This is a genomic window from Deinococcus pimensis DSM 21231, from assembly GCF_000519345.1.
Lineage (GTDB): Bacteria > Deinococcota > Deinococci > Deinococcales > Deinococcaceae > Deinococcus_A > Deinococcus_A pimensis.
On sequence record NZ_KI912675.1, the window covers coordinates 41,328 to 60,266 of the forward strand.

13 protein-coding genes and 1 pseudogene are annotated in these 18,939 nt (G+C 67.5%); 7 read left to right on the forward strand and 7 right to left on the reverse strand.

What is annotated here, in order from left to right; all coding sequences use genetic code 11:
• Positions 1-32 precede the first annotated feature (32 nt).
• A complete protein-coding gene (locus tag DEIPI_RS0123935; protein ID WP_052351976.1) occupies positions 33-1,142 on the reverse strand; it encodes an RNA-guided endonuclease InsQ/TnpB family protein in 1,110 nt (369 codons plus the stop codon).
• Positions 1,143-1,815: 673 nt separating this feature from the next.
• Here DEIPI_RS0123935 and DEIPI_RS38330 point away from each other — a divergent pair.
• Positions 1,816-1,995, forward strand: a complete 180-nt coding sequence (locus DEIPI_RS38330; RefSeq protein ID WP_157463947.1) for a hypothetical protein — start codon at positions 1,816-1,818, stop codon at positions 1,993-1,995.
• A gap of 827 nt (positions 1,996-2,822) precedes the next feature.
• Here the strand turns inward: DEIPI_RS38330 and DEIPI_RS34205 are convergent.
• Positions 2,823-4,241: a replication initiator protein A gene (locus DEIPI_RS34205; RefSeq protein ID WP_084474879.1), complete on the reverse strand. Its 1,419-nt coding sequence runs from the start codon at positions 4,239-4,241 to the stop codon at positions 2,823-2,825.
• Between the two features lie 472 nt (positions 4,242-4,713).
• Here DEIPI_RS34205 and DEIPI_RS34210 point away from each other — a divergent pair, with 472 nt between their 5' ends.
• From DEIPI_RS34210 to DEIPI_RS34215, 3 genes and pseudogenes are all read left to right on the forward strand, one after another.
• On the forward strand, positions 4,714-4,974 hold the full coding sequence (locus DEIPI_RS34210; RefSeq protein WP_211238352.1) for a cupin domain-containing protein: 261 nt from the start codon (positions 4,714-4,716) through the stop codon (positions 4,972-4,974).
• Positions 4,975-7,944: 2,970 nt separating this feature from the next.
• A pseudogene (locus tag DEIPI_RS0123960) lies at positions 7,945-8,136 on the forward strand (ATP-binding protein); the annotation flags it as partial.
• Positions 8,137-8,216: 80 nt separating this feature from the next.
• Positions 8,217-10,901: a GAF domain-containing protein gene (locus tag DEIPI_RS34215; RefSeq protein WP_169737206.1), complete on the forward strand. Its 2,685-nt coding sequence runs from the start codon at positions 8,217-8,219 to the stop codon at positions 10,899-10,901.
• A 257-nt stretch (positions 10,902-11,158) separates the two neighbouring features.
• Here the strand turns inward: DEIPI_RS34215 and DEIPI_RS36095 are convergent, their stop codons facing one another.
• Positions 11,159-11,767: a hypothetical protein gene (locus tag DEIPI_RS36095; protein ID WP_027483452.1), complete on the reverse strand. Its 609-nt coding sequence runs from the start codon at positions 11,765-11,767 to the stop codon at positions 11,159-11,161.
• Positions 11,768-11,889: 122 nt separating this feature from the next.
• Here DEIPI_RS36095 and DEIPI_RS0123975 point away from each other — a divergent pair, with 122 nt between their 5' ends.
• The 3 genes from DEIPI_RS0123975 to DEIPI_RS0123985 are packed head-to-tail and all read left to right on the forward strand — an operon-like array spanning position 11,890 to position 15,006.
• Positions 11,890-12,972 (forward strand): serine hydrolase domain-containing protein, encoded by a 1,083-nt coding sequence (locus DEIPI_RS0123975; RefSeq protein ID WP_027483453.1) that lies wholly within the window; start codon positions 11,890-11,892, stop codon positions 12,970-12,972.
• Entirely contained in the window at positions 12,969-14,036 is a 1,068-nt protein-coding gene (locus DEIPI_RS34225; RefSeq protein WP_045235091.1) for a serine hydrolase domain-containing protein, read from the forward strand. Before DEIPI_RS0123975 ends, DEIPI_RS34225 begins: the two co-directional genes overlap by 4 nt.
• Complete coding sequence (locus DEIPI_RS0123985; RefSeq protein ID WP_157463949.1) at positions 14,017-15,006, forward strand: phosphotransferase enzyme family protein; 990 nt, start codon at positions 14,017-14,019, stop codon at positions 15,004-15,006. Before DEIPI_RS34225 ends, DEIPI_RS0123985 begins: the two co-directional genes overlap by 20 nt.
• A gap of 81 nt (positions 15,007-15,087) precedes the next feature.
• Here DEIPI_RS0123985 and DEIPI_RS38335 read toward each other — a convergent pair whose 3' ends face one another.
• From DEIPI_RS38335 to DEIPI_RS34230, 4 genes are all read right to left on the reverse strand, one after another.
• On the reverse strand, positions 15,088-15,228 hold the full coding sequence (locus DEIPI_RS38335) for a hypothetical protein (protein WP_157463951.1): 141 nt from the start codon (positions 15,226-15,228) through the stop codon (positions 15,088-15,090).
• 282 nt (positions 15,229-15,510) lie between these two features.
• Positions 15,511-15,657: a hypothetical protein gene (locus DEIPI_RS38340; RefSeq protein WP_157463953.1), complete on the reverse strand. Its 147-nt coding sequence runs from the start codon at positions 15,655-15,657 to the stop codon at positions 15,511-15,513.
• Positions 15,645-16,217, reverse strand: a complete 573-nt coding sequence (locus DEIPI_RS0124000) for a hypothetical protein (protein WP_027483455.1) — start codon at positions 16,215-16,217, stop codon at positions 15,645-15,647. Before DEIPI_RS0124000 ends, DEIPI_RS38340 begins: the two co-directional genes overlap by 13 nt.
• Before the next feature lie 598 nt (positions 16,218-16,815).
• Positions 16,816-17,637, reverse strand: a complete 822-nt coding sequence (locus DEIPI_RS34230; protein WP_045235093.1) for a DeoR/GlpR family DNA-binding transcription regulator — start codon at positions 17,635-17,637, stop codon at positions 16,816-16,818.
• Between the last annotated feature and the right edge of the window lie 1,302 nt (positions 17,638-18,939).

Here is an 18,939-nt window from a genome sequence, read left to right on the forward strand (position 1 = left end):
GTCCTTCGAGAAGGACTCCTCGGGTTCGCCGCTCAACGGCGTCCCGAAGGCAAGGCCCTTGCCAGGATGTTCCACGCAGCGTTGAAGTCCGCGTGTTCGTCGTGCCCGCAGAACACGCACAAAAAACGCTCTTGAGTTCGACGGTTCGCCCGGGTGGTCTTCCCGCATTTGCGGCAGCGCAAAGACGTGTTGTGCGCGTGGACTGCGATCACTTTCCGGCCGTACATTTCGGCCTTGGAGGTCAGGCTCCGGAAGAACTGGCTCCAGGCGACGTCCTGGATGGCTCTACGTGACCCCGTCATGGGTTCGACGTTGAGCCGTTCGTGCGCGATCAGATCGTACCGCTGGACCAGACGTTTGGCCTCCTCGTGGTGCCACTGGGCACGCTGACGGCGTGAGCGGCGATACAGGGTGACCACGCGATCGTGCGCTTTGCGGTACCGCCCGCTTCCCGGTGTTCGGCGCGCAAGCTCACGCTGAGCGTCAGTCAGCTGGTGTTGCAGCTGTTCCTGAGGGCGGCGGTTGGACACCTGCTCACCGTCCGAGGTGGTGAAGAACCAGCGGGTGCCGACATCAATTCCGACGCTCAGGCCCGTCGCTGGCATGGTGTGGACGGGCACGTTCGTACAAATCAGCAGCACATACCACTCGTGGTGCTCGCGGAGCACCGTCAGGGTTTTGAGGTGGCCCAGGGCAGGACGGTGAAGCTTGATGCGGACGAGCCCAATCTTGGGCAGATAGATGCGGTGTCCGTCAGGGGAGACGCTGCGAGGTGACGGCTGAGGGTAGGTGATGGAGCGGTACGTGCCGGCGAGCTTGACGCGCGGGTAGCCGGGCTTGCCCTTCTGACGAGCACGTCGAAAGAAGGCGAGGAAGGCCCGGTCGACTCGTCCGACGACGTTCTGCAGCACCTGCGAATGCACCTGGCGGTATTCGGGCAGTGCGGCGCGGATCTCGGGAAGGACCGCCATCTGCGTGAACGCGTGAATGTTCACGCGCGCCATGCGCCAGGCGAGGGTGCGGTGCTCGAGGGTGGCGTTGTAAAGTTGCCGGCACAGTTCGAGGGTCTGTTCGAGCTGCCGTTCCTGGCGGGCGGTGGGGTAGACGCGGTATTTGAAGGTTCTGGTCAAGAACGACGGCATGAGGCTCTCCCTTGTGGGTGCAGGAGTCCGGTCGGGTGTGGTCGGCGTTTTGTACTTCCGATGGGCGTCTAGAGCTGTGGCTGTGCGGTGCTTGAGGTCAGCGTACTCCAACAACACCCGTAGTGGCAAATAGCCACTTAACGCCGTGTTGAGGTCCGACGCCAGAGACCATCAGACCGGACCGACACCCAGCCAACCAACGCCGCCCAAGCAGCTCCAAGCAAGCCGTTCACACCCCGCGCAACGTCTGCCTCGTTCCGCCACCCCGCCCGCCGCCCCTTACGCCTTCACGACCACGCAGGAACCACCGAAGTCGCGAGATGACAACTTCAGCGGCCGACCTGACTGACACAGCCCGTGCCGCGTAATCTCACCGTGCCCACCCGATCCGCACTCACCTCAGCAACAGGCCACCGGCTGGGACCAGTCATCCTCGGGTTCGAGCCCCGAGCCACAGCACACTTCTTCATAACTCGTCTTATAAAGAAGGAGGACACTGCTCCTCTCCTGCGAGGTGACCGAGGCAGATCTTCAATTGGCCCAGCTCCATGCCTACCCACAGAACAACCGCATGCTCCCGTTGGCGCCCTGCCAACGGGAGCCCTTCAGACGCGTACGAGACGACGTCCTCACGGCGATCAAGGGCCGACTCTCACCCAGAGAGCCATGAGGCATGCCGGAACCTGTGCAGGAAGGACGGAATCTCGCCGGGATGGTGGGTGCGACGAACGCGGAGCTGATCAGCACCGAAAACGTCAACGAGTGCGTGCCGGCCGTCGTCGAGGTTTTCAAGGGCAAGCAGGCCATAAGGTCGATTCCAAACGAGGAAAAACGTTGGAGCCAAACGCCTTGAGTTCCCACACCCCACGACTGCTCCGACTGCACTGCCGTCATGTGGGTGCCGCCGTGCGGCTCCACCTTCGACGCAGCGCGGCGGTTCCGTGCCGATGTCGCCCACGCGTCCCTCTCCAACGCACCTCTCCCCGTTCGTCGAGGAGGGGGACTGTGGTGACCTTGAGACGTTTCCGGTGGTCTGCGATCTGACTTTGATTGATTGAAGTAAAGAACTAAAAAAGAAAAAAACATCATCAGTGCAGGGATCGCCCTGTCCGGAAAAGCCGCGACCAGCGCGGCTTTTCCGGTGACGCCCCGCCGCGTTCCTCCAAAGTGTACGAGCAAGCCCTCCAAACTGTACGTGGAAAACGGGCGCATTCCTCCAAACTGTACGAGCAAACCCTCCAAACTGTACGAGAGTCCGCGTGGCACTCCCCATCAAAAGACCTTTGGCGGGAAAAGGACGTCCTGTACGTGAGATCTGGATGTTTCCTCCAAACTGTACGAGTATCCACGCGCCACGCCAACCCGAGCCCTCCAAACTGTACGAGCGAATCCTCCAAACTGTACGAGTCCATTCCTCCAAACTGTACGAACACGAACACCATGCGTTCTGGACGACGTCCAGCGCGTTGAGGCGGGACCGCAAAGCTCAAATCCTCCAAACTGTACGAATCTCGGTATGTGGTTGCAGTGCCTGTGGTGTTGGAGCGTCTGACACGCCCAGGTGACGTCCGCCGAGGCTCGTCGAAAGGCCCGATCGCGCTCGTCGGCACACCAAAACCCTCCAAACTGTACGAGGTTCCGTCTGCTGGTCCATCCTGCCGCCAAGGTGCGCGCAGCCGTTCAGCTCAGCATGGCCCGCACAGCGTCCGCGCCAGCTTCAGGGCTTTGCAGCACCGCCCGCGCCACCCGGCTGAGCAGCTCATTGACGTCGATGACCGACACCAGCACCGCCGCCCTGAGCCGGTCCTGCTCTTCCACGCTGAGCAGCGGCAGCACCTTGCAGAGCTTCAACTGTCCCTCGACCCGCCGTGCTCGCGCGTCGGGCGTCAACGCCGCAAGCTCCTCACGTGCCTGACGCGCCAGGTCCTCATCCGAAGGCCCATCGAACAGCGGGACGGCGCGCACCGGCGCCGCCTGTGGTGGCGGCGCGATCACGCCCTCGTACTTCTCCGGTCTTCTCAAGATGTCCGACAGCAACGCACCGGGACTGTTCCGTTTGCTCGGGTACGCGTCGAACACACGCAACGCTTTCCTGACGGCTTCTTTGTCCGCATGATCCGACAGGTACTGGGCCGCGACGACCGGGTACATTCCTCGCGACACGAGTTCACGCAGCAGCTCAGGGTCCGGTTCGCGTCCCACCGTGTCGAAGGTGTACGTCAGGTACTGTCCAGGACCTCGCCCGGTGATCACGACGTCCTTGATGTAGCCTCGCTCGCGGAGCTCCTTGTGCGCCGGCTCAAGCAGCCGGCGCACCTTAAAGGGCTCGCGGTCCACGACGTTGAGCCGGTCCGCCCACTCAATGATGTTCACCGTCACCTGAGACGCCAGTTCGCCTCCCTCCCAGCGGAGCGCGTCCAGCACGCGGTACACCGCGCGGACAGGCGGTGTGCTCAGGTCCCGGTAGATGTCGATGTTGAGCGGCTTCAGGTGACCCTGCCGGATCGACAGGGCCACCTCGTCAGGCAGCCGGATCGCCAGGACGCTTCGGCTGTCCAACTCGTTCTGCCGGGTCCGCGTGACCTTCCAGATGTAATTGAACGTCGCGTCCGTGAACCGCTGCTGACCAGCGTCCCACCAACCGCGCGAAATCACGTACCGTGACGACTGGAGCCGCTCGAGGGACGTGGCCAGCTCCTTGTAGTACCTCGAGGTCGTACGCAACCCTGCCGCGAGCAACAGGCGATGTGCGGTGAGCCGCACCGTCGCGTCCTCCGGGCAGCCGTCCTCGACGTACGCGTTGATCACGGCAACGATGACGTCATTGTCCATGCCGTGCGGCACCACATGTCCTGTGAGGGCCGTGCAGGTGACGGTGATGCTGGTGCTGCCGTCATGCCATGAGCGCGTCCACGTGTTGAAGTCCGACGGCACACGAGATTGAGCGCTGATCAACGACAGGCGGGCAACGTTGAGCTCGTCGTGCCCGCGGCGGAAGACCGTGTCAGGAGCCTCCGCAGCACGCTCGACCCGCTCTGGCCGTTTGGTCGCCGCCGGCTTGGCTGCGGCCGTCTTGCCACGTCGCGTCGAGCCGCTCATCGCGGCGCCTCGATTGTGTAGCCGTCAGCAGGCACGTTCTGAGTATACGTTCATGTCCGTCTGTCGATTTGCGAGGACGCCTGCACGACCTGACGTCACAGGGCCGTTCGAGCGAGATCCACGTGAGCTCGACGGCATGTCCCACATGAGTCAGCCGTCCTCGGCGAGCTATGCAGGATTCGTATAAGTCAACCCAGGCTGTGCATTAGACGCCGTGGGCGTGGTCCCACAAGATGACGGCAACGACCCGACGCGGTCGGACGCCTGAACCGGAGGAGCGTAGCGGAACGCCGGTCGTTCTGGCCGGGCACCCTGCACCCTCGTCCTTGAGCTCGCAAGGCACCTCAACTCACGTGGAGGTTCAGCCATGACACTTGGTACACCCGGACCGGAAGACGCGCTCGCGGGGAAGCTCAAACGCACTGAACTTCAGCGCAGCCCCTCTTCCATCCCAGGGCGCGACATCATCCAGGTGATCACCGAGATTCCTTCCGGCGTCGAGTCCGGCTGGCATCTGCATCCTGGCGAGGAGGTCGGCTACATCATCACCGGCACTGTGCGCATGACGTTTCGTGAGCGTCCCACCCTCACCTTGCATGCCGGCGACGGCTTCCTCATTCCGCCGCGCACACCGCACAACGCGCTCGACGTCGGTGACGTGACCGGTGTGATGCTCTCCACCTACCTCGTCGAAACCGGACAGCCCCTCGCCACCTTCACTGACGCTCCGTGACGCCAGCACCCAGCCCACGGTTTGTTGGCGCGGCACATCACGACGGACCTTACGGGAGACCATGTCACCTCCGCCACCAACTGGAAGCGCAGGCGCGCGCCTGACCGCCCAACAGACCGTCGGGTACGGCGCACGTTCATCCTGCTCCTCGCTGCGCACGGTTTCGTCAGCCGGCAAGTCTCAAAACGAAGGAGAGCATCATGACGCAGCCCATCACGAACGACCGGCCTACCTTGACCTTACGGCGCGAAGGGACACCGGGTTGCGTCCCTTGTGTCGAGGTTCGGTGGCCGGATTCCTCCTCCCCGCTTGGGAAAAGTGAGGGCGTCGGACGTGAGGGCTGTGGAGTTGCGTTCACCCGCGCAGGGTACAAGAGGCCCTTTTCACGCGTCCCGATGGGCGCCGCTCACTGACGCACGCGATGAGAATCGCAGGTCGTGCCGAAGCACGAACGCACGTCGGCGCGCTTGTGGCGCTGCACGCTCCACGAGGGGACGCCACGCACGCACCCCGGACCTACCGGTATGCCCGGGACAGGCTGAGGCAAAAATCACGCGGACCCTCAACCTCGCCATGCACACGAACCCGCGTTGCCGACGATCACACGCCACGCGAAGCGAGAACGCACGACGCACAAGCCCCACGAAATCACGCGGAGCACCGAGACAAAAATCACGCGCCTCGCCATAACGAAAATCACGACGCACGCCGAGAAGGCCACGCACGCGCACCCAACGTCGAGCAGCACTCCTGCCAACGAGGCTCGATCCGCGGCGCGGATCGAGCCGCGATTCCCAGCCCACGCCGACGCTGAAAACTCGACGAACCTCGAGACGTCGTTCCCCAGGGTGCTGCAGAAGGAACCTGCACGTGCGGCGGCGAGGCTCGCTGCTCGACGTGCGCCGAGGCGCAAAGCACGAACCGACCCGAGACGGGCAATCACGCGCAGCAGCGTGACCGCGTCGCACGAGGATCACCTTGAGCGAAATCACGTGCCGCGCCGAGCCAGACCGCACGCCCGATCGCGAGGCGCGAAGCGCGGTCACGCTGGTTCGAGGTGCGCTCGACGCACGCGTCTTCGCGTCAGGTCGCGCCGTTGCGCACACCCACGCCCGGCGTGACCTGTGCAGTTTCACGGCGCTCGCAGCAAGGGCGGATGACATCGCTGCATGCTTACGCCTCGCGCTGGGTCCCATTTGACGGTGATCGAGGGCGGCGGATGACAGGGGGAGCCAGGGGTCGGTCGGCTGGCGCGTCGCCGGTTGGCGCGGTCGAGGAAAGGGTGGCGCGAGGCCGCGGCGTGGGACGCGGACGGGGGTGCGGACGGGGGTGTCTGGGCCGTCTGGACGACCGGGTGGCGGTCAATGCAGTTGGCGCAATTACTCTACATTCCTACGTGACTTTCTCAGAGGGTTTGGGATTGTTGGGCGTCGTGTGGGTGCGGCTGGGGGTCGGTTCGTACTGTTCTCGCTACTATGTTTTTCATAGCGCTTGGGAGGTGGCTGGGGTGGGGTGCTGGTGCGGGTGATCTGGTGGGGTGTGAGGGTGGGTGTGGGTGAGCGCGTGAGCCGTTGGCCCAGGTTCGGGGCGGGGTGTCCTTTCCTTCCTGGGGGTGCGCGCTCGTGGGTTCCGGGTGGGGGTGTGGGCGCCGTGCCGGGGGTGGGGCGTGGTGCTTGTGGGTATGGGCGTGTGGATGCGTGAGCGGGTGGGGTTCGCGCGTCGGGGGAGCGCGTGGTTCCCGCGTCGACGCGGTTCGTGAAGCTAGGCTCGGGGCGGCTCGTGGTTTGCATCTCGGGGTGGTTGGTGATTCTCGCTTCGGGGCAGCTCGTGTTTCTTGCCTTGGGGCAGCTCGTGCTTTGCGCCTTGGAGCGGCTTGTGATTTGCGCCTCGGCGCGTGTGGTGATTTCAGGCGTGGCGCATTTTGTGATTGCGGGGGTGTCGAGGTGACGCTGCGCTGTGAGTGGGGCGCGCTGGGCGTGCGTGGCCGGTGCGGCGCGGGATGTGGCGTGCATGTGCGTGTGTGGGTGTGGGCGCTGTGCTCGGTGTGGTGGGGTGTGGAGGGCGTGATCGTGGTGAGATCCTTGTTCTTCGTGGTGTGCGCGTGTGAGCCCGGCGGGCCCATCGTGCTCGCGGGTGTAGTTGTGGTGTGCGCGCGGGTCGCGTGGGTGGCGCGAGCGTCAAGGGACGTGCGCTCGCGCTCCTTGTGCGCGCGAGGCGTGTGGTGTCCGTGGGTGTGGGCGTGCGCGCGAGAGGGGTGTAGTTCGCGTGTCGGGGCGTTTCGTGATTCACGCCTCGAGACGTCTCGTGGTTTGCGCTTCGGGACGTTTCGTGATTCACGCGTTGGGGCGTTTCGTGGGTTGCGTCTCGGGGTGGCTCGTGCTTGGAGTCTCGACGCGCCTCGTGGTTTCGGGCGTGGCGAACTACGTGCTCGCGGGGAGGACGAGGTGACGCTGCGCTGTGCATGGGGCGTGAGGCGTGCCGTGCGTGCATGACCGGTGGGGTGTGGCCGGTGCAGCGTGGGGTGTTCGTGTGCGGGTGTGGGCGCCGTGGTCGGCATGGTGGGCGCTTCCTCCACCCACCGCATCAGATCCACCCCGGCACCGTCCGGCCCGTGTGCGTGCGCACCACCTGGCGGAACTGACGCGGCAGCGCGGCGTGAGTCTCGACCCGCACATCGTGGACGCGTCCGTGATCCTGTCAGTGAGGGGTTGCGACGATACCTGAGCCGCCTTGGATGGGACCGCACACGGGGGCGCAGTTGGAGCGTACGCTCCCGCGTACTCGTTTAGACTTTGAGTTCTGGGCCGACGGCCTTGAGCTTGTAGCGGGCGAGGGCGAGGTTCGCCCGGTCCTTTTGCAGCACGAGGTACAGGAAGAGCTGATTTTAAAGCATGTAGATGATGTGGTACTGCGTGTCGAGGTGGGTACCGAGCCCGCGGGGGGCACGCTGCACGTTGGGTTCGTGACGACGGGGTGGGGTTCGAGCCGCACGACGCCCTGAGGCTGTTCGGAGTGTTCTCGCGGTTGCGCCCGTACCTGTCCGGCGCGGGGGTCGGTCTGGCGAAAGTGGGGTGCGTCGTGAGCCGTCGCGGTGGGCGCGTGTGGACGGAGGGGGCGGTGGGGCGGGGCGCGACGTTTGTCGTCGAGCTGCCCGCGTCCTGACCCCGCATCGTCACATCGCTCTCAGGATGAAGCTCAGGTGAAGCCGTGGGTGGTGGCGGAACCGTACAGTGATGTTCGTCATGCCGCTCCCCCCGCGCGCCACGAAGCACCTCGCGGCGCTCGTTGACGACCTGCTCGATCCGTTCTTCGCCGTCGACGAGCACTGGCGCTTCACGCTCGTCAACCGGCACGCCGCCGTCAGCCTGGGTGCCTCTCCGGACGAGTTGCTCGGACGCGTGCTGTGGGACGTGTTCCGCGAGGCCCGCGGCACGCCACTCGCTGAGACGTACCACCACGTCATGCTCACCCGCGAGGTCAGCGAGCTCGAGGTGCACGACCTCGTGCGGGGCGTCTGGGTTGAGGTGCGCGCCTTCCCGCACGACGCGGGCGTCGGGGTGCACTTCCGTGACGTCACCGACCGCAAGCTCGCCGCCCAAAGACGCGAACGCCTACTTGACGTCAGCCGCGCCCTCGCTTCCGCCACCACCGAGCGTGACGTCGTCACCACCGCCCTCGACGTCGCCCTGCCCGCCTGCGACGCTTACGCGGGCCTCGTGCTGCTCCTCGAAGGCCAGGGAACAGACCGTCAGCTCGGCCCGCACTTCGCGCGCGGGTACGACGAGCAAGACGTCCGCGCCTGGGCGCCCTACGCCCTCGAGACCCGCACGCCCGTGACGGACACCGCGAGGACCGGCGAGGCCGTCTTTGTCCGCACGCGTGACCTTCCCGACTGGCCGGTCCTCGCGCGGGACAAGAGCGAACGCACCCGCGCGGTCGCGGCGCTCCCCCTCGTCGCCGGGGACGAAGTGTACGGCGTGCTGGCCCTCAGCTTCGATCACGACCGCACTTTCAACGGCGCCGAGCGTGACTTTCTGAGGTCCGTCTCGGCGCAGTTCGCCGTCGCGTTCGACCGCGTGCGTCTCGCCGAACGCACCCGGCGGCAGGCCGACGTCGCGGCGTTCCTCGCCGAGGCGAGCGAACTGCTCGGCGGTTCCCTCGACGTGCACGACGTCACCGAGCGGCTCACGCGCCTCGCGGTGCCGCGCCTCGCGGACTGGTGCGGCGTGTACCTCCCGGACGGTGAGATCGTCGAGGTCGCCGCGGTCGCGCACACCGATCCTGTCAAGGAGAGGGAGTTGCGCGGCCTCGTCTCGCAGGTGCCGATGCGGCTCGACGATCAGGGCGGCGCGCCCGAAATCATCCGCACGGGCCGCACGAACTACCTTCCCGTCGTCACGGACGAGATGCTGAGCGCGCTGAAACGTGATCCCCGTCAGGTGGAGTGGGTGCTGACGCTCGGGATGCGCTCCGCGCTGGGGGTGCCGCTGCGCGCCAACGGCCGCGTGCTCGGCGCGATCCAGCTCGTGCAGGCCGAGTCGGGCCGGCACTTCAGCGACGAGGACGTGACAGTCGCGCAGGACCTCGCGCACCGCGCGGCCCTCGCGATCAGCAATGCCCGGCTGTACCGCGCGTCGCAGGTGTGGGCGGTGGACCTGGAGCAGCAGGTGCGGGACCGCACCGCCGACCTCGAACGCGCCGCGGAGGAACTCCGGTCACGCACGAGGGCGCTGGAGGCCTTCTCGACCTTGACGCAGAACCTCACGTCCGACGACGAACCCCTCGCGCTGGTCCACGCGGCGCAGGAGGCGCTGCTGTCGTTGCTGCCGCAGAGCGCCGTGACGTACTACGAGCTCGACCGGGACCGCTGGCGGCTGCGCAGCCTCGCCGGTCAGGTCAGGCACGAGGAGCTCGAGCGGACTCTGCGCGAAGGCATTGCGCAGGGTCAGGTGCCGAACCTCGACGTGCCGTACGGGACGAAGGCGCCGCTGTATCAGGCGCGGTACGAACCGGGAGAATGGGACGACGGGACGGACCTCACCCGACACGTCCAGGCTACGGCGGCCCTGCCGGTCCTCGTGGAGGGCGACGTGACGGGCGTGCTGGTGGTGGGCTCGTTCGAGCATCACGAGTGGCCCGACACGCACCGCGCGGTCCTCGAGACGGGCGTACGGCAGCTCGGGCTGGCCCTGCACCGCGCGCGGGCGCTGCGGGACTTGCGCGCGCGCAACGCGGCCCTCGTGGAGCTCAACGAGGAGCTCGACGCGTTCACGTCCACCATCTCGCATGATCTGCGCGCGCCCTTGCGGCACGCGGGCGCCTTCGCGGAACTGCTGCGCCGCGAAGCGGGCGACGAGGGACGCCCGGGGCTGTTCGCGCGTCAGGTGGTGGACGCCACGCAACGCATGACCCGCATGGTCGAGGGCCTGCTGGGGTATGCCCGCGCGTCCCGCGCGTCGTTCATCCGCACGGAAGTGCCGCTCGCGGAACTGGTGGAGGCCGTCCGGTACGACCTGACGCCAGAGCTGGAAGGGCGGGAGGTGAGGTGGATCGTCGGGGACCTGCCGGTCGTGCCGGGTGACCGGGCGGCCCTGCGGTCCGTGATGGCGAACTTGCTCTCGAACGCCGTGAAATACACGCGGGAACAGGACATCGCGACGATCGAGGTCGGCGCGACGATCGAGGACGGTGAGGCGACGGTGTTCGTGCGCGACGACGGCGCCGGTTTCGATCCGGCGCGGGTGGAAGCGCTCTTCTCGACATTCTCCCGCCTGCATGACGACGCTCGGTTCGAAGGGGTCGGACTGGGCCTGGCGGCGGTGCGGCGCGTCGTGGCGAGGCACGGCGGTCGCGTGTGGGCGGAGTCCACGCCCGGGAAGGGCGCGACGTTCTCCCTGACGCTGCCCCTGGCCGGCGACCACGACTGACCGGCGGCGGCCATCCCGCGTCACGCCGGCGAGGACAGCCAAGGTTAGCTCGTCGACCACGAGCCCCGTGTACGGGCCTTCCTGGTCCTGTGGGGTTCCTGCTGCTCGTGGGGTCGTCCGTTCGTCTCGCGTCGACGTGGGACGTCGCCTGGGCGGCGTCATGCGGCAGGGCGTAGGGCGCCGGGTGGGCGTGCGGCACCCGCGTGGGGCGCGGGGAAAGCGTGGTCGCGTCGCCATACATGACGTGTCTCACCTCGTCACGCGTCCTCCACCCGCCCGGTCGGTGCGAGCGCGACGCGCAGCAGCACGCCTCCTGCGTCCTCTTCCGTCGGCAGCGCCGCGTACCGCTCCACGAGCGCGAGCAGCTCCGCCTTGAGCGCGAGTGCCCGCGTCTTCCCGAGGGGCCGCTCGAACCACACGCCGAACACCACACCCTCCGAAGGCTGCCGAGGAAACGCCGCGGCCCGCACCAGCCCCTCGTCCACCCGCCACACCAGCGTCCCCGGTGACCGCGCGCCCTGCCGCAGCGACCGCGCCTGAAGCGCGCTCAGCCTCGCCTGAAGGGCCGCCTCGTCCCGCACGAGCTTCGCCTCGAACGTCTCGGCGGACGACGCCTCGAACGGCACGAAGAACGCCCGCGCGGTGCTGCGGTACAGCCGCACCGCGCGGCCCGCGCGCTTCCGGACGTCCACCACCTCGATCAGACCGAGGTTCAGGAAGCGCCGCGCCCAGTAATGCAGGCGCGGCAGGGGCAGGTCCAGTTCACGCGCCGCGCCAGCCAGGGACGACGTACGGTCCAGGAAGGGATGCAGCAGCGCGCGCCGCGCGGGATCGGCCAGCAGGGCCGCCGCGTCCGGCGACGTCACGACGCACGTCCCTTCCGGCCAGTCATCGCTACTCAGTTCCGCCCCTGTCATTTGAACGAGGGTACCACTCAGGGTGGAAGGAGCACGGCGAGCATGATCCCACCCCGTGCCCGGGAGAACGCATGACCGTGACCGCCCGACTCGCCCTCGTCACGCTCCTCGTCACCCTCACCACCACCTCCGTGTACGCCCGTCCCGCGTCCACCGCCGAGTACGCCGACGTGACGGGCCGGTACGCCCGCGAGCGTGACTTCAGCGGCGTCGTCCTCGTGGTCCGGGACGGCCGCACCGTCTACCAGGGCGCCTTCGGGAAGGCCGACCCCGCGAGGGGAACACCCAACACGATCGACACGCGCTTCAGCGTGGCGTCCGTGAACAAGCTCCTGATGGCCGTCACCACCCTGCGGCTCCAGGAGCAGGGTCGCCTGCGACTCGACGACCCGATCACCAGGTACCTCAAGGACGCCCCTGCCTCCCTGCGCGCGGTCCGCGTCCGCAACCTCCTCAATCACACGTCCGGTCTACCCGACCCGGAGCAGATCGAGCGGCCCCCCGTCCAGGCGTACCGGTCGAACCTCACGCTCGACCAGTACGTCACGAAGTACCTCGGCGCGCCCCGCTGGACCCCCGGATCACGCTCGATGTACAACAACTTCGACTACATCGTGCTGTCCAAGGTGATCGAGGTGGCGTCCGGTCAACGCTGGGAGGACACGCTGCGCGACCGCGTCCTCACCCCCGCCGGCATGCGAGACAGCGGCCTCTTCACGGACGAGACCGTCCCGGCGCGGCTCGCGCGCGGACAGTACCGTGACGGCGCCGGCTGGACGGACGACCCGCCCTTCCGGATCCGCCAGTACTTCGGCGCGGGCGCGCTGTACGCCACCGCACCCGACCTCGCGCGGTTCGACGCGGCCCTGCGCGCGGGCCGACTGATCGGCGCGGCGTCCCTGCGTGACCTGCTGAGCGCCGATCCCACCCTGGGGTACGTCGCGCCCGGCAACTGGGTGTACCCGCAGACGCTGGACGGCCGCACCGTGAAGGTCAGTGAGCGGTACGGGAACGTGTGGGGTTCGTTCAGTATCCTCGCGCGTGGCGTGGACGACGCGAACACCGTGATCGTCCTGTCCAACCGGCATGACCTCCGGCAGAACGTGGAGAACGACCTCAAGGCCGACCTGCTCGCCCTCGCGTACCGGAAGTGACCCGGTCCGGTGGATACGACGATGCCGCCCGGACTGAGCAGCTTCTCGGCAGCTTCGATCGGTTGCGGCGACGTCTGGGCATGCCGGGCCTGGCGGTCGCGATGCTGCGGGGTGAACAGGTGCTCGCCGCCGTCGGGCTGGGCTGGGCGGACGTGGAACGCCGCGTGAGGGTCACGCTCGACACGCCCTTCGACGTCGCGAGCGTCAGCAAGCCCATCTCGGCCGTGCTGGCCCTCAGGCTCGCCGAGCAGGGACACCTCGACCTCGACCGGCCCCTGCGGGACGACCCGGCCTTCCTCGCGTTCGTCGAGTCGGCCCGCGCGGAGGACGACGTGTTCTTCCGTGACTATCACGCCGAGACGCTCACCCTGCGGCACCTGCTGACGATGACCGCGAACGGTGTGCCCGGCACGCGCTTCCTGTACAACCCGCCGTCGTTCTCGTGGGCGTCGAGGCCGGTCGCGCGCGCGGCGGGTCGGGCGTTCTCGGCGCTGGTGACCGGGCAGGTGTTCGACGTCGCGGGCATGACGCGCTCGGCCCGGGTGTACCGCGCGCTGCCCCTCCCGGCGTACCTGGAGGAGGCGCTCGCGAGGCCGTACCGACGCACGCGGGACGGGCCGCGCCGCTCGACCCCGCCGCCCGCGCAGGGGGACGGCGCGGCGGGCGGGGTGATCTCCACCGTCGCGGACCTCGCTCGTTTCGACGGCGCGCTGTCGGCGGGGCTTCTGCTGTCCGAAGCGTCGATGCGGACGTGGTGGACGCCAGGACGGTCTCCTTCGGGCGCGTCACTCCCGTACGGGCTGGGCTGGTTCGTGGGTTCGTGGGCGGGCCGGCGGGTGGTGTGGCACACGGGGTTGTGGGAGGACCGGTACTCCGCGCTGTACCTCAAGGTGCCCGACGAGGCACTGACGTTGATCCTGCTCGCGAACAGCGACGGTCTGCGCTGGCCGTCACGGCTGGACGAGGCGGCGCTGGACCGCTCCGCGTTCGCGAGGCTCTACCTGAGGACGTTCCCTCAGACGCCCGGAGAGGTGAGTGAGCCTGATGATTCCCGAAATCGCTGAAAAGCCCCTGCAAGTCGTGCTGCCCGAGTTGCTGGAGCGCTTCGCCATGACGGGCGCCGAGGAACTGGGCGGCTTCGAGAGTTACGTGTATGCCACGACGGAGCGCGTGATGAAGCTCACCCACACGTTACGGCGCAGCGAGGACGACCTGGTGGCCGAGGCGCGGTTCACTGACTTCCTGGCGTCGGGGGGTGCGCGCGTCGCCCGCCCCGTGCGTTCCGTGGAGGGGCGGTGGGTGGAGCAGCTCCCCGACCCGGACGGCGGAGCGTGGCTCGCGTCCGCCACGACGTTCCTGCCTGGTCAGAGTCTGGAACCCCATCACCTGACCCCCGAGGTGATCGCCGCGTGGGGGCAGTTGACCGGGCGTCTGCACGCCTTGTCGCGGCAGTACGAACCTGATTCTGCGCGGCCAACGCGCCGCCACTGGCACGAGGACCCCCTGCTGGACCTCGCCACGCTGCCCGGCGACCTCGTGGCTGAGCGCGCGCAGGGCGAGGCGCTGCTCGCGCGCGTCCGGTCCTGGCCACGAACGCCCGACACGTACGGCCTGATCCACTCGGATCTGCACGAGGAGAACGTGCACTGGGACGGTCAGGGTCTCTGGGCCTTCGACTTTGACGACTGCGAGCGGCACCACTTCCTGAATGACGTCGCGGTGATCGTGCACACGCTGCATGACATGGCCCCGGAGGGGGAGGACAATGAGGCGTTCGTGCGGCGCTTCCTGGACGTGTTCCTGGGGGCGTACCGCGCCGAGTTCCCGTTGCCGCCGCTCTGGCATGATCGGATGGACGACCTGTTGCGTCTGCGCGACCTCGTGCTGCTGGGCGTGGTGTGCGAATTGTGGTCGGTCGGCACGCCGCACGAGGACCTGGCGGACGAGGACCACCGCCGCATCTTCGAGGGCTACGCCGCGCGCGTTCGGACGAGCACCCCGAGGGTGAAGGTGGACTGGTCGATGTTCAGGTGATGACGTTCAACGTACAGGAGCGGCCGCTCAACCGAACCATGTTGAGGCGCGGCGCGTCAGCGGGTACGTCCAGGCGCGTCCCTACCCGACTTCGGGCGTCGCGAGCGCCCAGAACGTCCGGGCGGCCGGGAGCGCCCGGGAGGCGTGCACGGCCACGCCGAGGGTGCGGTGCATGTCCTCCTCGAAGCGCAGCAGGCGTACCCCTGCCTGCTGCGCGCTCACCTGCGCCCCGCTCCTCGCACAACTTCACGAGCATCCACGCTCGGTAGTGCAGCTTGATCGCGTCGTCGAGGGCGACGCCGTCCACGTGGAGCGCCGTGATGTCGCCGCGCTCAAGCGCCTCCCGCGGGCCCGAAGCGTCCTTGGCCGCCACGAGCCGCCGCAGGACGTACGACACCATCTCATCGCTGGGCGGGAGCTTCGAGCGGGGCATGTGCCCAAATAACCTACCACGAGCCGCCGCGCCCCTTCGCGAACTTTCGGTTCGTCCACTCGATAGGTGCGTCAGCCCCCAGCGATCCAGTGGGAAAGGTTCGTGACGATCTTGACGCTGACGTCCGGATTGTAAGGGTCACTGGTCACGGTCGCGGTCAACTCGTAGGCGCGGCCGTCGTACAGCAGGCCCTCCTCGTGGCAGCTCAGGTCGTCCACCCGAATGGAGCCCGAGGAGGGGACGGGCAAGCCCAGACCACGAATACGATCCGGCGCCAGTCATCCCACGACGCGTGTACTGCTCGTCGGAACGCCAGGAAGTACGACCGCAGCGGGGTGTCGTCGAGGTCGTGGAAGTGCCCACGGAACACGTTGATGTAGTCCTCAGACCACGGCTTGACGGCGATGACCGTCGCGTAGGGATCTCGGCCCCACGCCAGTTCGGTCAGGACGTACTCGAGTGCGTTGCGGTCCTGGACGTCCGTCAGGACGATGTCGTGCGCGTGATCCGCGCGGCGGAGGATCAGCAGGCCGTGGCCGCCGTGGTGACCGAGCCGTTCGCCTTCGAGCGTGAGGTACGCGCGGTAGCCGCAGCGGCAGCACAGCCGCTCCTCGTGCGTGGCGTGCACGATGACGACGGTGTCCTCTTCGGAGCAGTCGTGCCGCCAGCCGGTCTGATCGACGAAGCGGCGCTTGATGGCAGGCGGACGCGCGTCCACACGGGCGAGCTCGCTGCGGATCAGGTCCGCGTTACTGCTGAAGAGGGTTTGGATGTCCATGTCGTACGGTCATGACACCATGGCTGCGCCTTGATACATCCCGTTTTTTGAACATGAGAGTAGATTGCCGAGCGGCCCGCCAGGGACCGCGCTCTGCCTCATGGAGCGCCGTGATCATGCTCGACGTCGCGTTGGCGGTACAGGTTCACTCGCCGCAGGACAACCGCATGCAGAACACCATGGTGAACTGAGGCGTCCGCCAGTGGCAGCGGTCGGCGTGGGGGAGGAGCTCCGAGCGAGGCGGGACCGAACGACGCTCAGCGGCGGGCGGGACGTGCGGGTTCGCCCCGGGCACGGAAGGCTCGAAGCGGGACGCGAGGAAGCTCAACTCGTGCTACCACCGTGGTCCTCGACGACGGATCGCAAGAGCGTGGGCTGACCGTTCCGAAGGACGACGCAAGTGCGCCCTCGCGTCCCCACCCGGGTGGCTAGACTCCTGGGAACAAACCCAATCGCTCGCCTCCACCCGGGTGGGGCTGGGTGACGGCACCGGGCCGTGGAGCTTGACGGGCGCGCGGCCGTACAGGAGCAGCTGGCGACAGTCGGGCTTGTCGAAGGTCTCGACGAAGAAGGCCTGCTCGGTGGTGCTGGTCATGGGTCACCTCAGGGACTGGAGGTCGGCTGGGATGGAAGGGCCGGTCGTGGGCCGCGCGCGGTGGAGCGTGACGCTGGCCTGATCGAGGTCGCCGAGCAGCGTCTCGTCGGGCGCATGATCGGTGACGAGGTCGTGCACGTCGTCGAGCACCGCCACCGTCGGGAGACGCAGGGGCTGGAACTTGGTCCCGTCGAGCAACACGACCACCCGGCTGGCGGCGCGGATCATGGCGCGCTTGGCGATCACGTCCGGCAGGTGCGCGTCGACGAAGCCGTGCGCGCGTCCGTACGCGCGGGTGCTAAAGAACGTCACGTCGGGATGCAGGCGGCGCATGCCCTCGACGAAGGCCTCGCCGACGAAGCTCTCCGCGCGGCGGTGGTAATCGCCTCCGACCAGCAGGAACGGCACGCCTTGGCGTTCGAGGAGCTCGGCGTGGACGAGACCGCTGACGATGACGGTCACGTCGCGGCCCCCCAGGAGCTTGGCGAGGGCGAGGGTGGTGCTGCTCGCGTCGAGCGCGACCGTGTCGCCGTCCTGAATGAAGCTCGCGGCGGTGCGGGCGAGGGCGTCCTTGGCGAGAGTGTCGCGGACGCTGCGCAGGTACAGGCTGACTTCGAAGTTGCCTTTCTGGAGGAGGCGGGCACCGCCGTGGGTGCGCTCCAGCAGGCCCTGCTGCTGGAGCAGGTCGAGGTCGCGGCGGATGGTCATCTCGTGCACGCCGAGTTCGAGGGCGAGGTGCGCGAGCTTGACGTGTCCATGCTGGTGGGCACGCAGCAGGATCTGCTGTCGGCGTTCGACGTGGTCGGTGGGTTTGTTCGTCGCCATTGAGGAACCTGACCTTGAAGTGACCGGTGCGGAACGCCGGGGAGTTCGGTAGGCGCTTGGCCTGCGGGCAGGCTGACGGTCTGCTCAACGTGCAGGGGCGAGGGCCGGGACGGGCGAGGCGTGGTGTGCACGGAACGCTGCGTTCCAGCCGGGCGCTCGACGAACCGATCGGCACGCGCGAGGTCAGACGTCGAAGGGCTCGGCCTTCCCCCAAGCTTCCTCGGGGGAACCGCCGAGGGTACCGCAGCTGTCCTTCCAAGCCCAGCAGCCTCGGATCTGGTCGCACAAGTTGGCGGAGGCGACGTCGAGTCGTGTGACGGGCGCGGACGTAGAGACTTGGTGCATGGTGGAGCCTCTGATGGAACGTAACGGGCAGGGCGGGCCACGCCTTCGGGGCTGGGCCCGACGTGTTCGACGTGGGTGCGGCGGGGTTGGTTGACGTGAGTGTACGTGGACGCCGCGCGTAGGCGGTAGCACGAACCCTGCGGGCGAGTTGCACGATTTTGACGAAACCTGCGTTGCGCGTGGCGCAGGGGTCTGAGCGCGTCCCCGCCGTACCGCTACATCCGCAGCGCCCTGTTCCGCCGGGGAACGGAAGCGCCGCAAGACCAGGACTTCGTGGAGGTGGCGCCCGTGCCTGGCGGCAGCGCGCGGCGCGGGTCCAGCCAGGGCGCGCGGACCCTCGCGGCGGGAGACGTGCGGGTCCTCAGGCCCGGTGGGCGGTTCTCTTCAGAGCTCTCCTGTGCGGGGTCGGGCTGACGAACGTCAAGCGGATCATGGCAACGCAAGGGAGTTGCGCGGGCAGGGAGCGTACCGGATCGTGGCGCGACGGTCTTCGTCGCTTCGTCACGCAGCTGACCGGCGTGAGCGTCAGGGGTGGGCGAACGCAGCGTGCGGCAGGAGCCCGTGTGGCGTCCTCAACGTACCTGTCCCTCGTCGAGACCTCACGCGCCAGGGATCCCGTCACCGTCACGCGGTGTGAGGCATCAGGAAGCGCTGGTCCGAAGGTCGAAGTGAAAGGGAGCGTCCAACCCACCTTTCCTCAAGTTCTATGCGAATCAAGCTGCGTCCTCAAGCCCCCTCGAAACGGGGATACGCTTTGAAGGGCCACTCGGACGGCAGGAGAACTCTCTCCGCAAGAGCAACGACACCCTGGACTTTTCTCAGGGCATGTCAAAAACGTCCAACTCCTTGTTGACGATCGTCCTACCGCTCGTCCGCTGGCGCTTCTATACTTCGGACAACTCGACAGTTCGACGTCAGCGCACACACGCTCCGCACGCCCTCGGCCTCCACGCCGCC

Bases quoted from the DNA above. Each gene is read 5' to 3' on its own strand.
- DEIPI_RS38330 (WP_157463947.1), top strand. From the start codon at position 1,816: ATGCCGGAACCTGTGCAGGAAGGACGGAATCTCGCCGGGATGGTGGGT.
- DEIPI_RS34205 (WP_084474879.1), bottom strand. From the start codon at position 4,241: ATGAGCGGCTCGACGCGACGTGGCAAGACGGCCGCAGCCAAGCCGGCG.
- DEIPI_RS34215 (WP_169737206.1), top strand. From the start codon at position 8,217: ATGCCGCTCCCCCCGCGCGCCACGAAGCACCTCGCGGCGCTCGTTGAC.
- DEIPI_RS0123985 (WP_157463949.1), top strand. From the start codon at position 14,017: ATGATTCCCGAAATCGCTGAAAAGCCCCTGCAAGTCGTGCTGCCCGAG.
- DEIPI_RS0123935 (WP_052351976.1), bottom strand. From the start codon at position 1,142: ATGCCGTCGTTCTTGACCAGAACCTTCAAATACCGCGTCTACCCCACC.
- DEIPI_RS34230 (WP_045235093.1), bottom strand. From the start codon at position 17,637: ATGGCGACGAACAAACCCACCGACCACGTCGAACGCCGACAGCAGATC.
- DEIPI_RS0124000 (WP_027483455.1), bottom strand. From the start codon at position 16,217: ATGGACATCCAAACCCTCTTCAGCAGTAACGCGGACCTGATCCGCAGC.
- DEIPI_RS0123975 (WP_027483453.1), top strand. From the start codon at position 11,890: ATGACCGTGACCGCCCGACTCGCCCTCGTCACGCTCCTCGTCACCCTC.